The sequence below is a fragment of the Chitinophaga sp. genome (genome assembly GCF_039596455.1).
Lineage (GTDB): Bacteria > Bacteroidota > Bacteroidia > Chitinophagales > Chitinophagaceae > Chitinophaga.
The window spans coordinates 230,908-252,977 of record NZ_JBCNJR010000004.1; the positions used below are offsets into that span (position 1 = coordinate 230,908).

General features: G+C 49.1%; 13 protein-coding genes and 2 CRISPR repeat arrays. Of the genes, 9 read left to right on the top strand and 4 right to left on the bottom strand.

What is annotated here, in order from left to right; all coding sequences use genetic code 11:
* Positions 1–8 precede the first annotated feature (8 nt).
* Genes cas9 through cas2 form a run of 3 tightly spaced genes read left to right on the top strand, consistent with a single transcriptional unit; the run spans position 9 to position 5,535 of the window.
* On the top strand, positions 9–4,301 hold the full coding sequence (gene cas9 / locus ABDW36_RS15805) for a type II CRISPR RNA-guided endonuclease Cas9 (protein WP_343702889.1): 4,293 nt from the start codon (positions 9–11) through the stop codon (positions 4,299–4,301).
* Positions 4,301–5,200, top strand: coding sequence for a type II CRISPR-associated endonuclease Cas1 (gene cas1, locus ABDW36_RS15810; protein ID WP_343702890.1), 900 nt, complete (start codon positions 4,301–4,303; stop codon positions 5,198–5,200). Before cas9 ends, cas1 begins: the two co-directional genes overlap by 1 nt.
* Before the next feature lie 29 nt (positions 5,201–5,229).
* Entirely contained in the window at positions 5,230–5,535 is a 306-nt protein-coding gene (gene cas2 / locus ABDW36_RS15815; RefSeq protein ID WP_343702891.1) for a CRISPR-associated endonuclease Cas2, read from the top strand.
* Between the two features lie 88 nt (positions 5,536–5,623).
* Positions 5,624–7,286: direct repeats of the CRISPR family, unit length 47 nt; unit sequence GTTGTGAAAGACCTAAGGTACTGAATAAATTGAAAGCAAGTCACAAC.
* A gap of 107 nt (positions 7,287–7,393) precedes the next feature.
* Positions 7,394–8,286: a CRISPR direct-repeat array (repeat unit 47 nt; unit sequence GTTGTGAAAGACCTAAGGTACTGAATAAATTGAAAGCAAGTCACAAC).
* Between the two features lie 667 nt (positions 8,287–8,953).
* Here the strand turns inward: cas2 and ABDW36_RS15820 are convergent.
* From ABDW36_RS15820 to ABDW36_RS15830, 3 genes are all read right to left on the bottom strand, one after another.
* On the bottom strand, positions 8,954–9,565 hold the full coding sequence (locus ABDW36_RS15820) for a hypothetical protein (protein ID WP_343702892.1): 612 nt from the start codon (positions 9,563–9,565) through the stop codon (positions 8,954–8,956).
* A gap of 57 nt (positions 9,566–9,622) precedes the next feature.
* The gene (locus tag ABDW36_RS15825) at positions 9,623–10,267 is read right to left on the bottom strand and encodes a Crp/Fnr family transcriptional regulator (protein WP_343702893.1); all 645 of its coding nucleotides are present in this window, start codon (positions 10,265–10,267) and stop codon (positions 9,623–9,625) included.
* A gap of 293 nt (positions 10,268–10,560) precedes the next feature.
* Positions 10,561–10,767, bottom strand: a complete 207-nt coding sequence (locus ABDW36_RS15830; protein ID WP_343702894.1) for a hypothetical protein — start codon at positions 10,765–10,767, stop codon at positions 10,561–10,563.
* A gap of 193 nt (positions 10,768–10,960) precedes the next feature.
* On the opposite strand from ABDW36_RS15830, the gene ABDW36_RS15835 reads away from it, so the two are divergent.
* Entirely contained in the window at positions 10,961–11,737 is a 777-nt protein-coding gene (locus ABDW36_RS15835; RefSeq protein ID WP_343702895.1) for a hypothetical protein, read from the top strand.
* Between the two features lie 36 nt (positions 11,738–11,773).
* Complete coding sequence (locus ABDW36_RS15840; RefSeq protein ID WP_343702896.1) at positions 11,774–11,980, top strand: hypothetical protein; 207 nt, start codon at positions 11,774–11,776, stop codon at positions 11,978–11,980.
* An 83-nt stretch (positions 11,981–12,063) separates the two neighbouring features.
* Here the strand turns inward: ABDW36_RS15840 and ABDW36_RS15845 are convergent, their stop codons facing one another.
* Positions 12,064–12,339: a hypothetical protein gene (locus tag ABDW36_RS15845; protein WP_343702897.1), complete on the bottom strand. Its 276-nt coding sequence runs from the start codon at positions 12,337–12,339 to the stop codon at positions 12,064–12,066.
* Between ABDW36_RS15845 and ABDW36_RS15850 the strand changes: the two genes are divergently transcribed.
* Genes ABDW36_RS15850 through ABDW36_RS15865 form a run of 4 tightly spaced genes read left to right on the top strand, consistent with a single transcriptional unit; the run spans position 12,338 to position 22,065 of the window.
* A complete protein-coding gene (locus ABDW36_RS15850; protein WP_343702898.1) occupies positions 12,338–15,136 on the top strand; it encodes a TonB-dependent receptor in 2,799 nt (932 codons plus the stop codon). The two genes, ABDW36_RS15845 and ABDW36_RS15850, sit on opposite strands and share 2 nt — an antisense overlap.
* A gap of 41 nt (positions 15,137–15,177) precedes the next feature.
* Positions 15,178–20,049 (top strand): PKD domain-containing protein, encoded by a 4,872-nt coding sequence (locus tag ABDW36_RS15855; protein WP_343702899.1) that lies wholly within the window; start codon positions 15,178–15,180, stop codon positions 20,047–20,049.
* A gap of 60 nt (positions 20,050–20,109) precedes the next feature.
* Complete coding sequence (locus ABDW36_RS15860; RefSeq protein ID WP_343702900.1) at positions 20,110–20,463, top strand: DUF2200 domain-containing protein; 354 nt, start codon at positions 20,110–20,112, stop codon at positions 20,461–20,463.
* 6 nt (positions 20,464–20,469) lie between these two features.
* Positions 20,470–22,065 carry a sulfatase gene (locus ABDW36_RS15865; protein WP_343702901.1) on the top strand — a complete coding sequence of 532 codons (1,596 nt, stop codon included), beginning with the start codon at positions 20,470–20,472 and terminating at the stop codon, positions 22,063–22,065.
* The last annotated feature ends 5 nt before the right edge of the window (positions 22,066–22,070 follow it).

A 22,070-nucleotide genomic window follows, 5' to 3' on the forward strand; every position in this document is an offset into this window, starting at 1 on the left:
TTTACATTATGAAAAAAATCCTTGGTCTCGATGTCGGTACCAATTCCATTGGCTGGGCCGTCATCTCCCTAAACCAGTTTGGCCAGGCAGGCAACATCTTAGGCCTGGGCAGCCGCGTTATCCCTATGGATGGTGATGCCATGCAGAAATTTGAGTCTGGCGCTACGGTATCCAAAACAGCAGACCGCCGGATGGCCAGAATGGCCCGCCGGTTAAAGCAACGTTTTCGTCTCAGGAGAACCCGGTTAATAACCGCCTTGAAAACATTGGGATGGATGCCGGAAGACTTCCCCACACACTTTGAAGCAATTAAAGATTTTACCATGCGTCAGTATCTGCCATTTGACGCATCCATAATAGCAGAAGCGCAGGAAGCCTTTGGCAATAAAAACATCCCGGAAGATTGGATCGTTTATTACCTCCGTACAAAAGCGCTTAAACACCCCATCCCCCTCTCCGGCCTCGTCCGCATTATTTACATGATGAACCAGCGCAGAGGTTTCAGGAGTTCAAGAAAAGACGAAAAGGACGAAGAGCAGGATGAAATTAAATACCCTCTTTTTGAGAAATGGGTGCAAATACTGACCGTATCGCACATCACTGAAATTTCAGAAGAAAAGGGTATTAAAACCCTTAATGTAACTGCCGGAGATATCAACGGTCAAATAAAACGGCGGGCCATTCCTGACTGGGAGGGAAAGGAAATGGAGCTGGAAGTAACCAGGAAAACCACCAAGTCCGGTGAAATTACATATACATTTGCCATACCCGACCCCAATGATTGGGAGAAAAAGAAAGCAGCACTGGAAAAAAGCATTCTTGAATCCGGGCACCACCCTGGTGAGTACTTTTTTCATCGTCTTGCCGCTGACCCCAATTATCGTATCCGACAGAACATTATAGATAGATCGCTGTATGAACGGGAGTTTGAGGCCATCTGGAAAAAACAGGCCACATTCCATTCTGAGCTGAATGACACTTCCAAACTATCTGTAATCGCAAAGCTTCTATATAAAAATAATAACGCCAAACAGAAAGAACTGCTTGCCAATGATATATACTACCTGCTCTCAAGAGATATCATTTACTACCAGCGCCCGCTACGCTCCCAAAAACATAGTGTTGGCCACTGCAGCCTTGAAAAAAAAGCAAATGGCTATGGCATAAAAGTAGCGCCAAAGTCAAGCCCCGAATTTCAGGAGTTTCGTATCTGGCAAACAATACATAACCTGAAAGTGCTGGAATTAACCGTCGAAACAGAAGGCAAGCCGCTGTTAGACGTAGATACAACGGAACAGCACTTAACTGATGAAAAGAAGGGCTTGCTCTTTGCACTCTTTGACAGCCGCGAAAGCGTTTCTCATCATGCCATATTGAAAGAATTGGGTCTCAGCACCACCAGGTACCGGCTTAACTATCCATCAGACAGGGACTTCCAGGGCAATGAGACAAAAGCCGTTTTCCGGAAGGTCTTTAAAAAACACAACTATGAGGAGGGCAACTCGTTATTGGACAATGCAGATACCTTCTACCGCCTGTGGCATATCCTTTATTCATTAAACAGCCGAAAGGAAATCACCAGTGCCCTTTCCAATCCTAAACACGCATTGGGATTACCGGAACCAGTTATCGCCCACCTCTCGAAATTGCCTGACCTTCCCAAACAATATGCGGCCTTTTCCTCTAAGGCCATCCGGAAATTGCTGCCCCTGATGCGCTCCGGGCAATATTTTAACTGGGACAATATCCCATCTTCAATAAAAACCCGCATCGAACAAATAATAACGGGTGAATATGCCTTGGGAATCAGTGACGAAGCACGCGATAAGATAGCCAGCTTTAACTTGCATGAAATTTCTGACTTTAAAGGCCTTTCCGTTCCTAAAGCCTGTTATGTGGTTTATAACCGTCATTCGGAGCGTGAAAACAGTGGCAAGTACGAGACACCGGATGACATCAACGTTCCCCTGCTGATCCCTAACAACAGCTTGCGCAACCCGGTTGTTGAACAGATCATAAAAGAGTGCCTGAGCCTGGCAAAAGACGTTTGGGCGCAATACGGACAGCCATCTGAAATTCACATCGAGCTGGCCCGTGAACTGAAAAAGACGGCAGCAGAAAGGGAAAAAGCCGATAAAAAGAACCGTGAGAACGAAGCCGACAGGAAAAGGATCCTGGCCATATTACGGGAACTGCAGAACGCCAACCCTGATTCTCCCGCTGATGTTGAACGCATCAGGCTATGGGAAAACACCGGCAACGAAATAGCCCGCACTACCGCGGTCAGGTTTTCAAAAGAGCCTACAAGGAGCGAGATAGAACGCTATAAGCTTTGGGGAGAACAGAACCATATTTCTCCCTATACCGGAAAAGTAATTCCCCTTAGCAAACTTTTCACGGCTGAATACGAGATTGAGCACATCATACCCCGCTCCCGGTTCTTTGATGACTCGTTCCTCAACAAAACCATCTGTGAAACATGTGTGAATGACTATAAGGGGAACCGCACAGCCAGGCAATTGATCGAGACTGACGGGGGCCGTACCATCACCCACAAGGGGTCCACCTTTACATTGATGGATGCTACCTCATACTATGCACATTGTCAACAGACCTTCCAGGGCGGCAAATACAGGAACCTGATGAGGGAAGATATTCCCAGGGATTTTATCCAGCGCCAGATCAACGACACACGGTACATTACCCGGAAACTGGCAGAGTTGCTATACCCGGTTGCCAGGGAAAAAGAAGGAATTGTATTTACAATTGGCCAGATTACCAGTGAATTGAAAGACAAGTGGGGACTAAACCGGGTCTGGAAGGAAATATTATTGCCGCGGTTTGAAAGGCTGCAGCAGATTACCGGCGAGTCACTCATTCAATTTGACACAGCCCATAATAACATTCACTTCAACAAAGACTACAAGCGTGTTGATCACAGGCACCATGCTTTGGATGCGTTAATTATTGCCTGTACCACACGCCAGCACATACAATACCTCAATTCTCTGAACGCTACGGACGAAACAGGGAAATACAGGTACCTGGTCAAAACAAGGTACAGCGATTTTGTGTTGCCCTGGGAAAGCTTCACCAAAGAAGCCCGTGAAAAGTTGCAGCAGGTAATTGTTTCCCACAAAAACCGGAACCGCCTTTTAAGCAAGGCTGTGAACAAGTATACCAAATGGGTCCAAACACAGGAAGGAACGTGGAAAAAACAATTGGTCAAGCAAGAGAAGGGCGACCTCACGGCAATAAGAAAATCCATGTTCAAAGAGCCGCTCGGCAAAATTACTCTCAGGGAGTACAAAGACGTAACACTAAAACAGGCGCTTGATATCCAACTCAAGGCATTGCAAAGCTCCTCCCGGAACCTGGCTTCGCAGGTAGCGGACGCTTCGTTGCGTAAACAATTGAATGAATTACTAAAGAATTGCGCATATGACCTGAAAGAAACAGAAAAACACCTGAAGAAACATCCCCTGGTGGACAGTCAGGGTAGCACAATTTCCAAATTACAGGTTACTGTATTTAACAATTATGCTGCAAAACGGGTTGTACTGGATAACTCCTTTACTGCAGACAAAATCGGCAAAATCCCTTATGCAAAGAATTCCTGGCTCGCCAGCTTGCTGCTGCAACACCTGGAGGAATATCAGGGCGATCCGAATCTCGCCTTTAAAGGCGAAGCGCTTGATCTCCTCAACAGGAAAGCCGGCAAACCCATTCATAAAGTCACCATCTATGAAGAAATAGGCAAGAAAATAGATATGAACGGAAAGCTGCTGGAAGGAGATAAAGGGACTAACCTGTTTTTTGTAATATACGAGAATATTTCAACCGGCCAGAGGGTAATTACTGAAAAAAGCACTGTTCCACTGATGGAAGCAATTGAGCGGCTGGCCAACAAGTGGCCGATAGCAGAAACACTTGAGGGCCATCGCTCCATCATTCTGTCTCCCAACGACCTTGTGTATGTTCCTGAAGCAGGCGAAGACATAAACAACATCAACTGGGAAAATATAGGCCAGATACAACATCGGATATATAAAGTTGTCAGCTTTACCAAGCTTCAATGCTTTTTTGTACCACATCATATTGCCCGGCCGCTTGATGACAAAAACCAGGAGCTTGGGTCGAATAACAAATCTGAAAGGGCCTGGGACGGACAAATGATTAAAAGCATCTGTATTAAAGTACGTGTTGACAGATTGGGGAATATTATCGAAGCCAATGGAAGGGAAATAATCCGTCACAAACAGCCTAATCCATCACACCAACCGGAAATAACGCCAGAATAATGATCAAGCGTACCATCTATTTCGGGAATCCTGCCTATCTAAAAACACGGCAGGAGCAATTATTGGCAGAATTACCCGGTGACGAGGAAGTGAAACAAATTCCTATTGAGGACATAGGATTATTGGTGCTGGACAATCCTCAAATAACCATTACCCAAGCCCTCCTGGCCAAACTTCTGGAAAACAATGTAGCCCTGGTTACATGCGACCAGGCGCACCATCCGGCAGGCTTATTCTTTAATCTTGACGGCAACACCTTACAAAGCCAAAAATTCAAGGCACAGGTGGAAGCTTCTGTACCTCTTAAAAAACAGCTATGGCAGCAAACAGTCATGGCTAAGATTTCCAACCAAGCCATGCTCTTGCGTTCGCAGCGAGAGGACTATAAATACCTTGACACATTGGCCAAAAACGTCAAGAGTGGTGACGCAGAAAACGCCGAAGCCAAAGCCGCCAGCTACTATTGGAAAAAAGTGTTCCCGGATTTCCTGGAGTTTCGTCGCGACCGGGAGGGCAATCCTCCCAACAATCTCCTGAACTATGGATATGCTATTTTAAGGGCAATAGTGGCAAGGGGCCTGGTAGGTAGTGGCCTCCTCCCCACGCTCGGCATATTCCACCGCAATCAATACAATGCCTATTGCCTGGCGGATGATATTATGGAACCTTATCGCCCATTTGTCGACAAAGTAGTATGCGACATTATCCGGGCAAACGGTCGTTTCCTGGACTTGGGGTTAACCCTCAAAAAGCAACTTTTAAGCGTTCCAGCCATGGACGTGATAATAGACGGTCAAAAGAGCCCGCTTATGAATGCAGTGCAACGAACCACTTCATCCCTGGCCAAGTGTTTTGAAGGCAGTTCCCGGAAAATACTGTATCCTGAATTTACGTATTAATGTTTAACCGACTAAATGCCTATCGCGTTATGTGGGTACTTGTATTTTTCGACCTGCCCACAGAAACAAAAAAAGACCGGAAGATTTACGCCCAATTCAGAAAGAAAATCCTGGCAGACGGCTTCCAGATGTTTCAGTTCAGCATTTACCTGCGTCATTGCAGCAGCAAGGAAAATGCCGATGTGCACACAAAAAGGGTAAAAAAGATACTTCCCCCCAAGGGCCATGTTGGCATATTGACGATTACGGATAAACAATTTGGGATGATAGAAATATTCCACGGTAAAGAACCTGCTGTGGCAATGGCGCCTCCACAACAGCTGGAACTGTTCTAGTTGGAATAAAAAAACAGGGGAATGCCCTGTTTTTTTATTCCTGAAAATACATTTAAATCAGCCACAGGTCTTCACTTCAAGAGAATCTGTTGTGAAAGACCTAAGGTACTGAATAAATTGAAAGCAAGTCACAACGATAGTATTACAGGCGTTATATCGCCTGAAGTTGTGAAAGACCTAAGGTACTGAATAAATTGAAAGCAAGTCACAACTGAGAAATGAATAGGTCGTATCGAGACAGCGTTGTGAAAGACCTAAGGTACTGAATAAATTGAAAGCAAGTCACAACTGTTTTCATGGAATTGTACAGTTTTTAAGTGTTGTGAAAGACCTAAGGTACTGAATAAATTGAAAGCAAGTCACAACGTAATTCCTCTTGTTCCCAAAGCATATATTGTTGTGAAAGACCTAAGGTACTGAATAAATTGAAAGCAAGTCACAACCCATCCTCAGCAATGTTAACTACTTTATTGTTGTGAAAGACCTAAGGTACTGAATAAATTGAAAGCAAGTCACAACTTCCTGCTGTACAGCCGGTTCAGTTCCAGCGTTGTGAAAGACCTAAGGTACTGAATAAATTGAAAGCAAGTCACAACTGGTCTGCCTTGAACTGCTTCGCCCTCCGCGTTGTGAAAGACCTAAGGTACTGAATAAATTGAAAGCAAGTCACAACCCGGTTGCCTGCTCTACACTCCACGCATCAGTTGTGAAAGACCTAAGGTACTGAATAAATTGAAAGCAAGTCACAACTATTCTATGGGTGTATCCTGATACTGAGTAGTTGTGAAAGACCTAAGGTACTGAATAAATTGAAAGCAAGTCACAACCCTGGGTTTAGTAACAGGCGGCACAGGGCTGTTGTGAAAGACCTAAGGTACTGAATAAATTGAAAGCAAGTCACAACGGATTGAACAGCTTCATCTGTCATGGGATGGTTGTGAAAGACCTAAGGTACTGAATAAATTGAAAGCAAGTCACAACCCCATTTCCTCGGTAAGTGGCCGCTGGGCTGTTGTGAAAGACCTAAGGTACTGAATAAATTGAAAGCAAGTCACAACCATGAAATTTGTCTCTATAAATGAGTGATTGTTGTGAAAGACCTAAGGTACTGAATAAATTGAAAGCAAGTCACAACTTGGTCATAGTAGGCCATTTGGACCCGGATGTTGTGAAAGACCTAAGGTACTGAATAAATTGAAAGCAAGTCACAACATTGTACTGTGGGTGATCACAAAGCTGCTGGTTGTGAAAGACCTAAGGTACTGAATAAATTGAAAGCAAGTCACAACTATGCAGCCGGTTGTAGCAGTGCGGCAATGAGTTGTGAAAGACCTAAGGTACTGAATAAATTGAAAGCAAGTCACAACCAAGCGCCACTTGGGATATGCGCCATACGCGTTGTGAAAGACCTAAGGTACTGAATAAATTGAAAGCAAGTCACAACAATTTTTTTTATGGTAAAAAATTCTCTTAAGTTGTGAAAGACCTAAGGTACTGAATAAATTGAAAGCAAGTCACAACTGGAGCATGACCATGCGCCAGACCCGGGAGGTTGTGAAAGACCTAAGGTACTGAATAAATTGAAAGCAAGTCACAACCAACTGCTCATGGGCAGAGGGGGTGGTGTTGTTGTGAAAGACCTAAGGTACTGAATAAATTGAAAGCAAGTCACAACGGAATGGTACTTTGATAATTTTGTCCAGAGTTGTGAAAGACCTAAGGTACTGAATAAATTGAAAGCAAGTCACAACAAGAAAAGATTAGACCCTATTGACCCACAAGTTGTGAAAGACCTAAGGTACTGAATAAATTGAAAGCAAGTCACAACGGGCTGCTTTAAACTTGTCATTTCTTAATCGTTGTGAAAGACCTAAGGTACTGAATAAATTGAAAGCAAGTCACAACGTACAGACGTTCCAGGTTTTCCAGTTCATGTTGTGAAAGACCTAAGGTACTGAATAAATTGAAAGCAAGTCACAACTAACGTTGACATATTCTCCGGAACACTTGCGTTGTGAAAGACCTAAGGTACTGAATAAATTGAAAGCAAGTCACAACTCCAGCCATGTAGCCTTATCAAAATTGTGGGTTGTGAAAGACCTAAGGTACTGAATAAATTGAAAGCAAGTCACAACCCCGGTAGAATGTTGGTATGCCCCCTCCCTGTTGTGAAAGACCTAAGGTACTGAATAAATTGAAAGCAAGTCACAACCAATCTGCCTGCGGGGCCGAATTTGGTATAGTTGTGAAAGACCTAAGGTACTGAATAAATTGAAAGCAAGTCACAACTCCTGTTGAGCAGCTACCAATTTCTTCAGGGTTGTGAAAGACCTAAGGTACTGAATAAATTGAAAGCAAGTCACAACCTCTTTTAACACGTCTTCTACCCTCCGCTTGTTGTGAAAGACCTAAGGTACTGAATAAATTGAAAGCAAGTCACAACACAATTTTGAATGGGGAAGCATGGTGAATAGTTGTGAAAGACCTAAGGTACTGAATAAATTGAAAGCAAGTCACAACTGTCACTTCATATCTGTCTAAAAAGCCCATGTTGTGAAAGACCTAAGGTACTGAATAAATTGAAAGCAAGTCACAACTACCCTGTAGCTTCCAGGTCAGCCTGCACCGTTGTGAAAGACCTAAGGTACTGAATAAATTGAAAGCAAGTCACAACTGCCGGAATACTTCCAAGGGGCCTACTTCGGTTGTGAAAGACCTAAGGTACTGAATAAATTGAAAGCAAGTCACAACGCCGGAAATAGGCGGCAGTACAGAAGTGAGTTGTGAAAGGCCTAAGGTACTGAATAATTGAAAGCAAGTCACAACGGATTTTCGGCTAAATCCTGTCGCATCAGTTCCTCCACCCTGCGAGCCCAGGAACGGCCGTATCGGGTATGAAATTCATTGTATACGCCCGGTGGAATGGTAAGCGGGTATTGCTTTCTCTTCTCGAAACCCTTTTCCTCTGCTGACTTCCGGCCGGCGGTCGGCCTGGCGCCGCCTCTGTTGTCTTTTTTATTCATCATCTCCAATAATGTTGTTATCCTCCCATGCTAGGTAATCGCAATACCAGGCACGGCATTTTTCAATAATTTCCGGCAGTTGAAAATCTTCTGCCAGAGTAAGGTGTACAGCAAATGCATGCTATTCTATTTCGACCAAGCGACTGACATACTCGAATTTATGCAAGGGCGCCTCAAAAGAAGCTACCGCCGTTGTGGGAGACCTAAGGTACTGAATAAATTGAGCAACCTTCTCTCACAATCACCCGGCCTCTCCCCGACAGCTTTCTGCACAAGTTGATAAATATGATCGATCCGAAGGAACTTTATCCGCTTAACTCCGCACGCCGAAACGGTTTGCAGCGCCTTATCAGCAAAGAGGATTCCCTATTACAATCAATCTAGCTGCGTCCCCCCTAACTCCCCTTCCTAAACCCCAAGAAACGAAGCCAGCAAAGAATTCGGAATACGCTCCAAACCGCCGGAAACTCCTTATAAAACCAGTTATACTTTTCCGCACCTGTCAATCCCACGCCTTCAAGCCACCTTGCAGCCCGTTCCAACTGGTACTCTGGCAGTTTATACATGATCGATACGAGTACCGGATGATATTTGACAAGCCTTTCAATATGTGACAGATGTACCGCAATACAATCGGTCTCTTCCGCAGCTACAAACCGTTCCGCTATCGGGGCACCCACTCCCGGTGGATCAAAGGGTGCTATTACGCCATTCCCCTCCAAAAACCATATCGGCACATTCTTTCCATCCTGTTGAAGTTCTATACTTACCAACCCCATTGCAGCAAAAATGATATGGCTGCGGAACTCCGGATAGTCAAGAATGACTGCTCCCTTCTTAAAACGGATGACTTCACTATGCCCCCGCAACTTCGCCTGAAGCTCATTGGAGAACTCCAGCCCCAGGTCAGCGAAAAATTTAAACATTTCCTCAAACATTTTTTTGTACAGTTCTTCAGGAACATCTTCAGCAAAACCGTTATCTACTAAATGTTGCCATGATTTCATAATTGTTTTTTTTAAGGTTAGAATGATTAATTGGAGCGCATCGCTTGACATTAGCCCCTACTTCTTCCGAAAACCCCTCTTAATCCGGCTCAACGTAGCCTTATTAATCCCCAGGTAAGACGCCAGCGCTGCATCCGGCACGCGCCCCATAAACTTTGGGTACGCCTCAAACAACAGCTGGTACCGCTTCGCCGCAGGAAGGCCTACCCACTTCGTGCGCCGCATAGCTTGGCGGTAGTAGTATTCCGTCAGCCGCCGCCCTACCCTGTTAAAATCATCGTGCATGCCGTAGATAAACTGCAGCTCGTCCCAATGCAGGGCAATACAATCCGTATCTTCCAGGGCAATTAATTGTTCCTCACTGGGTTCCTGATCGTAGAAGCTGTCTACGCCAATAACAATATCATCTTCGCCCATAAACCAGCTCACCTGCTCTATTCCTTCAGTTACGCTGATAGCTTTGACGAGACCCGTGTGCGCAAAGAAGCAATAGTGGCACACTTCGTTATAGTCGAGTATAACAGCGCGTTTTTTGAACCGGACAACTTCGCAGCGCTTGCGGATGTTGTTCACCAGCTCATCACTCATACCGGGATGCAAATGATAGAACATTGAAAACATTTTGGCGAACATTTGTTCGGCCAGCTCATGAGGGATTTTTTCCGCCAGTCCTTCAGCGGCAAGGTGATTCCATGGTTTCATGATGGGATAGAGGGTTATGATTAACAAAACCTGCTTGTCTCAATAAACCGGAGTAGATTTTTTACCAAACAATTCCCATATCAAAAAGTTCATGCCCGCTCACAAACATCCTGGTGTACAAGGAAAATCAGACCTATATCCGGGTAGTTTGGAGGGAAGCCGGCCAATTTTTTGCAGGAGGGTCAAGACCTGGTTCTTACCTATATCACACCTATATTAGACCTATATTAGACCTATGTTAGACCTATATCACACCTATGTTAGACCTATGTTAGACCTATATCACACCTATATCAGAGGCTAAAAAAATCCACCACTTCCGCTTCCGTCAGCCCCGAAAACTCGCAAAACTCCGATACGGAAATATACTGTCCTGGCTTTTTATTGAAATGTTCACGCATCCTTTTCATGAAATCACGGGCGGAACGCGCGCTCTTCCCAAGAATTACCTGGATGTCCTTCGTGGTAACAATCCTTCTTTGCAATAGATTTTTATTCATAAACATTAAGATTTAACCGGCGAAAAGCGGCAAAAACAGGCAAAAACAGGCAAAATCGGCAACTCTGTTTTTTCCGCCGATGGAGCCCGCCTACCTTCGGGTTGTAATTACATCTACCACACTGATCACGTGGAAAAGCCCTACTGGCACGGCTATGTAAGTGCCTATTTTAAAAATTTCAAAAAACAATTTTATGTCTAAAAAGAAAACAAATAATCAAGACCCGCTGCTGCAACTGGTCGGCGCCACGCAAAACATGACCCTTTACAGGAAAAAGAATGGCGAATTCGGCTTCAGGAGAAAAGGCGGCATCTCTTCGGAAAGATTCTTCAACGATCCGGCCTTTGAAATGCTCCGGCTGAACACCGTGGATTTTGCCAAAGCGGGCAAGGCGGGCAAGCTTATCAAACAGGCTTTTGAGCCTATGACGCCGAAGCTGGCTAACAGCGATCTCTACACACGGCTGATGCGGCTCTGCAAAGCGGTGGTCAAATCTGACACTACGCATGAGCGGGGATACCGTAACCTGCTGGATGGTGACCTCACCCTGCTTGCCAAATTCGAGTTCATGACGCAGGGCGCTCTTGCAGACAAAATGCGGGTTCCGTTCACCCAGGCCATAGACCGGGCAGCAGGTACCGTCAGCATCAGTTTGCCGGAATTCATCCCTGCGGAAATGATCGCCTTCCCGGAAACGGCCACGCATTGCAGGTTGAAGCTGGGCGCTGCCGCACTGAATCTTGGTGAAGACAAGCACACGTTCTCCGCTGCCACGTCTGCAGACATACTGCAGGGCAAAGAACCGGTAGCAGCGGCCACGCTCACCGCGCAGATACCCGCCGGCACTACAGACCTTGTGCTGGCCGCGTTGGCCCTTGAGTACTTTAACCTGGAACACGGGGTCATGTACCCCGTCCGCGACAGCAACTTCACCCTCATGAGGTTGATAGCCGTGGATGTACCGGCATGATGTAACCATTTTTATCACTTTTAAATTTGATCAATTATGGAATTCATCAATCGGTTAACAGCACCTACCCCGCCCTTTTTCCAGAAAGTGCGGAACATTGGTCTCCTGCTCACCGCCATGGCTTCTGCGGTTTACGGATTGGAGATAACGCTCCCCGCTTTTGTCAGCGACATTGCCGCCGGCCTTGCTATTGCAGGCGCCGTAATGGCAAGCGTTGGCCAGGCGGCCGTCAAAAACGAGTAGTAAGGTACTGAGAGGAGAAACACCTGGCCCCTGCTTCGGCGGGGGCCTTTAGTTGGTTAAAGCCGTAAGTTTTTCATAGTCCCTTATTGAGCTGTTGGGGAAAGCCGGGTACCGCAAAACAATTGTGCTAAACTGATGGCAAATTTAGCAAACTGAGAGCCCCAGGCCAATATGTTGGTGTTGATATATGTCATTAATTTATACCCCTGATGACCGCCCCATCGGGCATGATATGCCCCAACCCAGGAAAATATTTTGTTAAAATTTCCCAAATCCCTTAAAACACAGCTTTTTAAAAATAAATTAGCATTGTAACCCTCTAGTAACTTGGAAAAATATTTTTCCCTCTTCCTACCCATGTTTCTCTTTTTGTGCAGCCTTCGTGGCTACGCACAAAACCACAACCGCATTACCGGCCAGGTACAAGACACCGCTAAAAAAGCCATTAAAAACGCCCATGTATTACTGACAGGAGACAACGATACCCTCACCACCGCCACCAATGAAGAAGGCCATTTTACCTTCACCAAAATAAAAGCCGCCTCATTCTCACTAAAGATCACCGCCGCCGGGCATCAGAGCTTTACCGGCCATTACGCCTTTAACGGGGAAAATTTGCTGCAGATAGGCCCCATTGCCCTGAAACCGGACGTGCACATGCTCAAGGAAGTGGTAGTAAAAGCCAAACCCAACCCCATACGGATAGCGCAGGATACCATTGAGTACAATGCCGCCGCCTACCAGGTGCTGGAAGGGGATAATGTGGCAGACCTGCTGAAGCAGCTGCCGGGCCTGGAGGTAGATGAGGGCTACAACGTGAAAACAATGGGCAAGGAAATGGTGAAGCTGCGCGTAAACGGCAAAGACTTCTTCACAAGCAATGTCAAGGATTTTATTGACAAGCTGCCCTCAGCCATTGTATCAAAGATACAGGTGATTGATGACTACGGCGACCTGGCTAACTTTACCGGCATCAAAACAGGCGAGCCCATTAAAATGCTGAACATTGTTACCAAGCCGGAAATGAACCACGGCGCCTTCGGCAATGCCAGCATCAGTGGTGGAACTAACGAGATGTTTGGCGGCGGCGGGCACGTCAACTTATGGAAAGATACCCGGCAAAGCAGCGCGGGGCTTAACTACAACACTGCAGACAACGGGGCGGGAACGGTACAGACAATGGGCGCCAACGTCTCTTACGCAGACGAGGTCAATGAAAACATGCGCTACCGCGTTCACTACAACCACGAGAATAACAGGAACGCCCATACCAGCGAGCAGACCATTGAAACCCTGAACCCGTTGGGCACTTTCTATAGCAAAACGGCCAGCAGCGGCAATGACCGGGACAACCGCCATGGCCTTGGTACCAACATCAATTATCACAGCAAAAAGTTCTTTCTGGATGGCGGCGTCAACGTGTCTTACAATAACAGCGAAAACAATAGCGCTTCGTTGAACAACCAGTGGGGCGTGATCAAACAGGATTTTGAGAATGTGAACCGGTCGGCTACCCGGTCACCTTCAATAAACGCCCGGCTGGGCTTTTCAAGGATCATGAAAGACAAGAAGAGCAACCTGTCCGGAGAATTCGGCGTTTCCAGCTCTTCCAGCCAGGCAGACCGCTACATCAATACCAACATGCGGTTCTATGATAAAACAACGGAGGTGCTGGAGAAAGATTCCGTGCTGAACAGGCACCTCATTACAGACAATACCAACCAGCGGTTCCACTTCAGGGTCAACTACAGCCTGGGCCTGAAAAGACCGAAAGATACCCTGGCCAGGCAAAGCCTGAACTTCACGTACGGCCTGTCTGCCGGCAAAAATTCCAGTACCGTACAAACGTACGTCATCAACCAGCAAGGCAGTAAACCCGTTTTTGTAGACTCCCTGAGCACGGATTATACCGCCCTGCTCATTAACCAGAGCGCCGGCCTGAGCTACGCCTATTCCAGCAAGCGGGCGCGCTACCATGTGGGGTTCAACGCCACTCCTTCCGCTATTACCAGCCATCACGTTCACCTGGGCCGGAAGATCAGGAACAACACCCTGAACTATGCGCCCACCATCCGGCTGAACCGGACCATTGGGGAAGGCGAGACCCTGTCATTTGATTATAGCGGCAGCAATCAAAACCCTACTATAGACCAGCTGCAACCCGTTCGAAACACCGAGAACCTGCAAAACATCGTGATCGGCAACCCTGACCTGAAGCCTTCTTTTTCCCACAACGTCAATTCCAGCTATAATTTTGCACGCCCCAAAACCGGCGTTTCGCTGCAGGCGGGTTTGAGTTTCAACACCACCCAAAACGAAATTGTGAACAACATGGTGCTGATACGGGACACGCTGAACAGTTACAAACAGGAAACACGGTTTGAGAACACTAACGGGAATTATGGCATGAGCGGCCATTATATGCTGAACATACCCATCCAGAAAAACAAGTACTCCATATCTTATTCCGGCAGCATCGGGGCTACCAACCGGGTGGTTTTTATTAATAATCACAAGCGGCACAGCAAGGGCGCCAATATATCCCAGCAATTGAGGGGAATGTTTACATCGAAAAAAATAACGGCGGATGCAAGGCTGGGTTACAACTATAACGGCAACAACAACGTGCTGAACCAGAACCCGATAGTTGATGTACTGGAACAGGCCAACGGCATGGTCTTTTTCCGCACGCATAACTATACGGCAGACCTCAACAGCACGCTCAGGGTGAAGCAGTTCCGGTTCGATACAAAGATCAATTACAGCCTCACCATGAACAACGGAGACGGGGTGACGGATAAATTCAACAACGTGCAGCGGCTTGTTCTGTCTTTCTCGGCCAGGGGCATTATAAAAAAGACCTGGCATGTAGGGGCAAACACTACCAAAACCTTCAATACCGGTTATGGGCTGGCCAACACCAACCCCTTTATTATCAATGCCAGTCTGAGCAAAAAATTCCTGAAAGACCAGCGGTTAAGCTTTAACCTCCAGGCCAACGACCTGTTGAACCAGCGGAATAACCTGGTGCGCTATATTTCCGGCAGCTCCATCGTAGACAGGCGCAGCAACCAGGCAACAAGGGTGTTAACCATTGGATTAAGTTATAATATCTCCCAATTTGGCGGTAAACACGTGTATGTTGAGCCGGATTAAGCCGGAATTTTTGTACTTTTCCGCCGCTAATATTGCAGCTCATGTCCCTATACCTCAAGGCAACCCCAGGCGTTGTGCTTACCTTTTTCATGCTTGCCATTGCGCTCCTGCTGAATATATCAGCACGTGCGCAGCTAAGAGCGGACTTCACCCCCACCAAAACCAGCGATTGCGAGAGCCTGATCACCAAATTCAACGACAATTCTACGGGCAACCCCGTTTCCTGGCAGTGGGACCTGGGTAACGGCGCCACCTCTACAGACAGAAGCCCCAGCGCTTCCTACCCGGCCCCCGGCACGTATACCGTAAAACTGACCGTGAAGAACGCCGCCGGCAATACCCACACGGCAGAAAAGACCGTTACCGTATGGGACAAGCCCAAACCTGATTTTACCGCCGGCCCGGCCCAGGGCTGTATACCTTTTAAAGTTGCTTTCACAGACAAGTCTAACCCGGTGAACGGCACCATCAGCGCCTATAGCTGGGATTTCGGGGATGGCACCACGGGTACCGGCAGCAGCCCCTCACATACCTATAACGATGTACTGTCTCCCACCGTCACCCTTACGGTCACCAACAGCAACGGCTGCACGGCGTCAAAGCAGATCAGCAACATTGTGGATGTATCGGCTGCCCTTACGGCCAATTTCAGCGTGTCTGACAAGTTCCTGTGTACCGCTCCCGGCGCGCTGACCATTACCAATGCTTCCACCGGCCCCGGCAACCTCACTTACGCCTGGGATTTTGGTGACGGCGGCACTTCCCCAGACGCCAACCCCGCCCCGCATACCTATACCACCAGGGGCATTTACAAGGTAAAGCTCACCATTACCAGTGATAAAGGCTGTACCGCTACCAAAACCTCTGAAGATATTAATGTGGCCAATTTCAAGACAGATTTTGTGCTGCCGGCCAGCGTGTGCGAAAACGGCTCCGCCAATTTCGCCCCGGCCAACAGTCCCCAGGCCAACGCCGTTACCTGGAGCGTTGACAAGGGGTACATCACTAATTACAATGCAACAGCCTATTACACACCTGCCGGCGCGGGGCCTGTAAAAGTGACCATGACGGCAGACTACGGCAAGTGCCGGGAAACCGTTACCAAAGACTACGAGGTGAAGCCTGCGCCACGGGCAAGTTTTGAGACCAGCCAGCAAGCCATCTGTGACGTTCCGGCCACGGTGCAATTCACAGATAAATCACAGGGCGCCACCAGCTGGAGCTGGAGCTTCGGCAACGGGCAAACGTCCAGCCAGCAGAACCCTTCGGTTACCTATAACAGCCTGGGGTATTTCAACATCAAGCTCACCGCCTCCAATGCATCCGGCTGCAGCAGTACGGCAGAACGTTATGTGAACGTGATAAAACCGGAGGTGCGGGCAACTGCCACGGTTGTGAGCGGTTGTGAAGGGCTGAACCCGACTTTTAACAGTTTTGTAAGTACCGGCGATGCCATTACCAGCTATGAATGGGATTTTGGGGACGGCAGTCCTAAATCAACAGACGCCACGCCATCTCACATCTACAACAAGGAAGGCACTTATACCGTAAGACTGACCTATACCACTACCAATGGTTGCAAAGGAACAGTGGGCTTATATTCTCCCATCCAGGTGTATAGAAAACCCAAGCCCGATTTCTCGTCACCACAAGCGCCCCAGGTTTGCGGCAACAACTGGGTGCAGTTCAACGGCACTACAGATGTGGGCGACTCCTGGACCTGGGACTTTGGCGATTACCGTTACGGCACCTCACAGCATGCGGCGCACAGCTACCGGGAACCCGGCACCTACACCGTAAAGCTCACCGTCTCCAACAACAGCTGCACCGAAACCGTTACCAAAACGGCCTACATCAAAGCAGTGAACCCTTTCCCGCGTTTTAACATGCAACCCATTAATTGTGAGCAACGCACGGAGATCAGTTTTGAAGAACGTTCGCTCGGCACCATCACCAGCTGGAAATGGAGCTGGGGAGACGGAAAGGAAAACACTTACACCACCAAAACCAGCCCCGTCAGCCACAAATACGACAGGACCGGCGCCTACAAGGTAAAGCTGACCGTTTCAGACGGGACCTGTACCAGCTCAGACTCGCTTGACATTACTGTGTACGCCCCGTCTCCGATTACCATTGCTACAGACAAAGCAACGCTCTGCGGCCACGAAACGCTCAAAGCCAGCGTAACGGCTATAGACAAGTCTATATATGACCTGTACTATTTCCGCTGGATGTCTTCAGATGGTACGCCCGCCAACTGGCAGTATTACGTGTATGACAACGCTACCTTCACCAACCTGCAACCCGGTAAAGACACCATCCGTTTTGTGGCATATAACCGGCAGGGATGTCCTGACAGCAGCAACAAGGTAGTGGTAGACGTACACGGGCCGGTAGCCAAATTTCTTGCTCCAAGCGTACAGGAATGCCGGGGTACGGAGCTTACGTTTACAGACCAGACAGACGTTTCAAAAGGGAAGCCCATCAAAACCTGGTCATGGGACTTTGGTGACGGCACGCCTGCAAAGGAATTTACCGCTCCGCCTTTCAACTATACTTACAACAAGGCCGGCTACTTCTATCCCAAACTGACAGTAACAGACCAGGACGGCTGCATCAGTACCGCTGCCGGCAGCTACCTGCAGGTGAACGGCCCCAACGCCGGCTTTACGCCCAGCGCCACGCTGATACGGCCCGGCGGCAGCGTATGGTTCTATAACAATACCACTGTAACCGGCGGCCAGGCTACGTACCGCTGGGATTTTGGAGACAATACTTCATCTGCACTCCACAGCCCCGGCAAAATCTATCCAGACAAAGGCGTGTACACGGTGAAGCTGCTGGTAAAGGACAACAATGGCTGTACAGACAGCGCCCAGAAACAGATCAAGGTATCCAGCGTTAGCGCGGCCTTTACCGTTACTACATCGTTCGTGAACAACAGCGGCTGCCCGCCGGTGATTGCCCGCTTTACCAACCGGTCTGTTAACCACACCAGCTCTTACTGGGATTTTGGTGACGGGAGTTTTTCCACCATCAGCAATCCTTCTCATACCTATACCTACGCCGGAAAATATAAAGTGAAGCTGAAGGTGGTGGGCGATGCAGATACGGAAGATGAATACGAAGAAGAAATAGAGGTGAAAGGCCCCTATGCCACCATCACTACATCCAGTAACGGCGGCTGCCTTACCAAAGAGATCGAGTTCAAGGTGGAGGCGCTGAACGCCGTGAACTTTGCCTGGGATTTTACAGACGGCATTGTAACGGAAACCACCGATGCCGTTATCAAACACACGTTTAAAACACCGGGTGTTTACAAACCGCGCCTCATCCTGTCAGACCAGGCGGGCTGCAAGGGCACGGCCTTTCTGCAAGACCCTATCGTGATAGATAAGCTGGACGTGCAACTGGCCACCGTACCGGAATTCATTTGTGATGAAGGATGGATCACCTTTGCGCCTAAATTCAACAGTTATTCCATTGACGAGCTGAAACAGGCGGCCGAATATAAATGGACATATAACCCCGGCATGCCCGCGGAAGATGCAGACACGGCCACTCCCCGCTTTTTCCTGGACAAGCCGCAAAGCTATGATTTCACGCTCACCACCACTACCGCTTACGGCTGTACGCAAACTGTGAGCAAAACCGTGCATGCGTACTCGGCCCCGGTGGTGGCTATCACCGCGCCCCTGCAAGCCTGCCAGGATGCGGAGGTAAGTTTCAGCGGAACGGTGAGCAAGGTGAACGATGTTACCTGGCGCTGGGATTTTGGCAATGGCCACACCGCGGACGCACAGCAGCCGGCCAACCAGGCATACAGCAACGCCGGGCCGGCTGAAGCCGTGCTCATTGTTACCAGCAAAGACGGCTGCGCTGACACGGCGCGTCACAACATCCGGATAATGCCTAAACCGGCCATCAATGCCGCAGCGGCGTCTGATGTAATATGCCTGGGCAACAGCACCACGCTGAGCGCAGGCGGCGGCGTCACCTATCAATGGTCTCCCGCCCTGGGCCTGAGCGATCCGCAGGCGCCAGACCCCGTGGCCGCGCCCGAAGCAAGCACAGCCTATACCGTAAAAGTGACGGATGCCAACGGCTGCAGCAATACGGATGATGTCAACATCCGCGTGGCGCAGCCCTTCTCCATACAGGCCACGCCAGATACCGCCATCTGCCTGGGGCACGTGCTGCCGTTACGGGTTTGGGGCGCAGATCATTATACATGGAAGGGAGAAGGCCTGGACGATGCTGACAGCCCCGCCCCACATGCCGCCATCAACACCCTGGGCAACCATACTTATGCAGTAACCGGTTATGACGCAGACGGCTGTTTTACACATAGTACTTCCCTGGTTGTAAGCGTACACCCTTCCCCCGTCATTGACGCCGGGCGAGACCGCACCACCATGGCAGGCGTGCCTGTAATACTGGGCGGCCCCGGCAGTCCGGATATTACCCGGTGGAGGTGGACGCCTGCCCAGTACCTGGATTGCGCCACCTGTCCTGCCCCAACGGCCCTGCCCAACCTGTCTACCCTTTACACGGTAGAAGTGGAGAACCGCTATGGCTGCAAGGCTGCGGATGAAGTGGCGGTAACGGTTGTGTGCGACAAGGGCGCCGTGTTCCTCCCTACCGCTTTCACTCCCAACCATGACGGGAAAAACGAGCGTTTCTACCCCAAAGGCCGCGGTATAAAAGAAGTGGCGTGGATGCGTATTTACGACCGCTGGGGCGCACTGGTATTTGAAAGGTCCCATTTCCAGATCAATACCGCCGCGGCAGGCTGGGACGGTAACTGGAAGGGCCGCGTAGCGCCGGTGGGCAGCTACGTGTACGCCATAGAAACAGTGTGCGAAAGCGGCGCTACCTTCCTGTTCAGGGGCACGGTGACGGTGATCTGGTAACTATGCCATGTTTGGACATTTTTGTAACTTGACATGGATCATCTGTTAAAACTGATTACCATGAAGAATAATTTCGACAGGGTCTTCAAAATGTCTTTCGCCGGCGTTTACCCGCATTACATTGAGAAAGCAGAGAAAAAAGGGCGGACAAAGGCAGAGGTAGACGAGATCATACACTGGCTGACAGGATATGATCAAAAAACATTGCAAAAGCACCTGGACGATAAAACGAATTTTGAGACCTTTTTCAGGCAGGCGAAAGTCAACCCGAATTCTTCCAAGATCACCGGCGTGATTTGCGGCTACCGCGTGGAGGAGATCGAAGACAAGCTCATCCAGCAAATACGTTATCTGGACAAGCTGATTGATGAGCTGGCAAAGGGCAAGGCCATGGAGAAGATCTTAAGAAAATAGACCCGGATGAAAACATTATTGCGCTTCCTTCCCTTCCTGCTGCTGCTGGCCGCGGGAACCACGTTACACGCCCGGCCTCCCCGCCCCAATATCCTCTTCGCCATCATGGACGATGCCACGTACCGGCACATGAGCGCCTACGGCTGCAGCTGGGTAAAAACGCCCAACTTTGACAGGGTGGCGCGCCAGGGGCTCTTATTTACCAGGGCGTATACGCCTAATGCCAAATGCGCCCCGTCCCGGTCTTGCATCATTACCGGCAGAAACCCCTGGCAACTGGAAGCCGCCGCCAACCACTGGTCTTACTTCCCGGCCAAATACAAAACGCTGGCCGAAGCACTGTCTGAAAATGGTTATGCCGTAGGGTACAGCGGGAAAGGTATTGCCCCGGTGGTGGCCAAAACGGCTGCCGGCGCTCCGCGGGAATTGCTGGTGAAAGCATATAACGGCGCCAAAACAACCCCGCCTACAGCCGGCATCAGCGTGATCGACTACGCTGCCAATTTTAATACCTTCCTTGACGGCGCCGGTAAACAACCCTTTTTCTTCTGGTATGGAGGCCTGGAACCGCACAGAGGGTATGAATACGGCTCCGGGATAACAAAGGGCAAAAAACAACTCAGCGACATCCCTACATCCGATTTGCTGGCCTCCTGGCCTGCATCAGATTCCGTAACAACGGATATGCTGGACTACGCTTTTGAAATAGAATACTTTGATGCGCAGCTGGGCAAAATGCTGGCCAGCCTTGAAAAGCGGGGAATGCTGGAGAACACCATGGTGATTGTTACATCAGACAACGGCATGGCTTTCCCCCGGGTGAAGGGGCAGGAATACGAATACTCCTCTCACCTTCCGCTGGCCGTGATGTGGCCAGGCGGCATCCCCCGCCCCGGCAGGGAGATCAACCACCTCATCAGCTTTATTGACTTTGCGCCCACCATCCTGGAGGTAGCCGGCATCCCGGCCGCCGGCACAGGTATGCAGCCGCTTACCGGCAGCAGCTTTGCCGGCTTGCTGCGCGCTGAGAATGACAGCCCCGCAGGCTACACGCCGCGTACCCACATCCTGATCGGGAAAGAGCGGCATGACGTGGGGCGGCCGCATGATGCGGGATACCCCATCAGGGGCATTGTAACAGATTCCCTGCTGTACCTCCATAATTTTGAGACCGCCCGATGGCCGGCCGGAAATCCTGAAACCGGCTACCTCAATTGCGACGGCGGCCCCACCAAAACAGTGGTTTTGCAAACCGTGTTCTCCACGGGAAGTGACGCCAGGTACTGGCAATGGTCTTTCGGGAAACGCCCGGCGGAAGAACTGTACAACATTGCCCGCGACCCGGAGTGCCTTCACAACCTGGCCGCCGACCCGCAACAGCACCAACCGCTGGCAGCCTTGAAAGAAACGCTTTTCTCCGGGTTGAAACAGCAGCATGACCCCAGGATGGAAGGCAATGGCGCCGTGTTTGACGCGTACCCTTATGCGGATAAAAGCGGCGTGGGGTTCTATGAAAGGTACATGAAAAAAGACCCGGCGCTGAAATGGAAATGGGTGAACGATTCGGACTTTCAGCGGTTGCCGGAGCACATAAAGAGATAAAAAGC

Bases quoted from the DNA above. Each gene is read 5' to 3' on its own strand.
- cas9 (WP_343702889.1), top strand. From the start codon at position 9: ATGAAAAAAATCCTTGGTCTCGATGTCGGTACCAATTCCATTGGCTGG.
- cas1 (WP_343702890.1), top strand. From the start codon at position 4,301: ATGATCAAGCGTACCATCTATTTCGGGAATCCTGCCTATCTAAAAACA.
- cas2 (WP_343702891.1), top strand. From the start codon at position 5,230: ATGTGGGTACTTGTATTTTTCGACCTGCCCACAGAAACAAAAAAAGAC.
- ABDW36_RS15820 (WP_343702892.1), bottom strand. From the start codon at position 9,565: ATGAAATCATGGCAACATTTAGTAGATAACGGTTTTGCTGAAGATGTT.
- ABDW36_RS15825 (WP_343702893.1), bottom strand. From the start codon at position 10,267: ATGAAACCATGGAATCACCTTGCCGCTGAAGGACTGGCGGAAAAAATC.
- ABDW36_RS15830 (WP_343702894.1), bottom strand. From the start codon at position 10,767: ATGAATAAAAATCTATTGCAAAGAAGGATTGTTACCACGAAGGACATC.
- ABDW36_RS15835 (WP_343702895.1), top strand. From the start codon at position 10,961: ATGTCTAAAAAGAAAACAAATAATCAAGACCCGCTGCTGCAACTGGTC.
- ABDW36_RS15840 (WP_343702896.1), top strand. From the start codon at position 11,774: ATGGAATTCATCAATCGGTTAACAGCACCTACCCCGCCCTTTTTCCAG.
- ABDW36_RS15850 (WP_343702898.1), top strand. From the start codon at position 12,338: ATGTTTCTCTTTTTGTGCAGCCTTCGTGGCTACGCACAAAACCACAAC.
- ABDW36_RS15845 (WP_343702897.1), bottom strand. From the start codon at position 12,339: ATGGGTAGGAAGAGGGAAAAATATTTTTCCAAGTTACTAGAGGGTTAC.
- ABDW36_RS15855 (WP_343702899.1), top strand. From the start codon at position 15,178: ATGTCCCTATACCTCAAGGCAACCCCAGGCGTTGTGCTTACCTTTTTC.
- ABDW36_RS15860 (WP_343702900.1), top strand. From the start codon at position 20,110: ATGAAGAATAATTTCGACAGGGTCTTCAAAATGTCTTTCGCCGGCGTT.
- ABDW36_RS15865 (WP_343702901.1), top strand. From the start codon at position 20,470: ATGAAAACATTATTGCGCTTCCTTCCCTTCCTGCTGCTGCTGGCCGCG.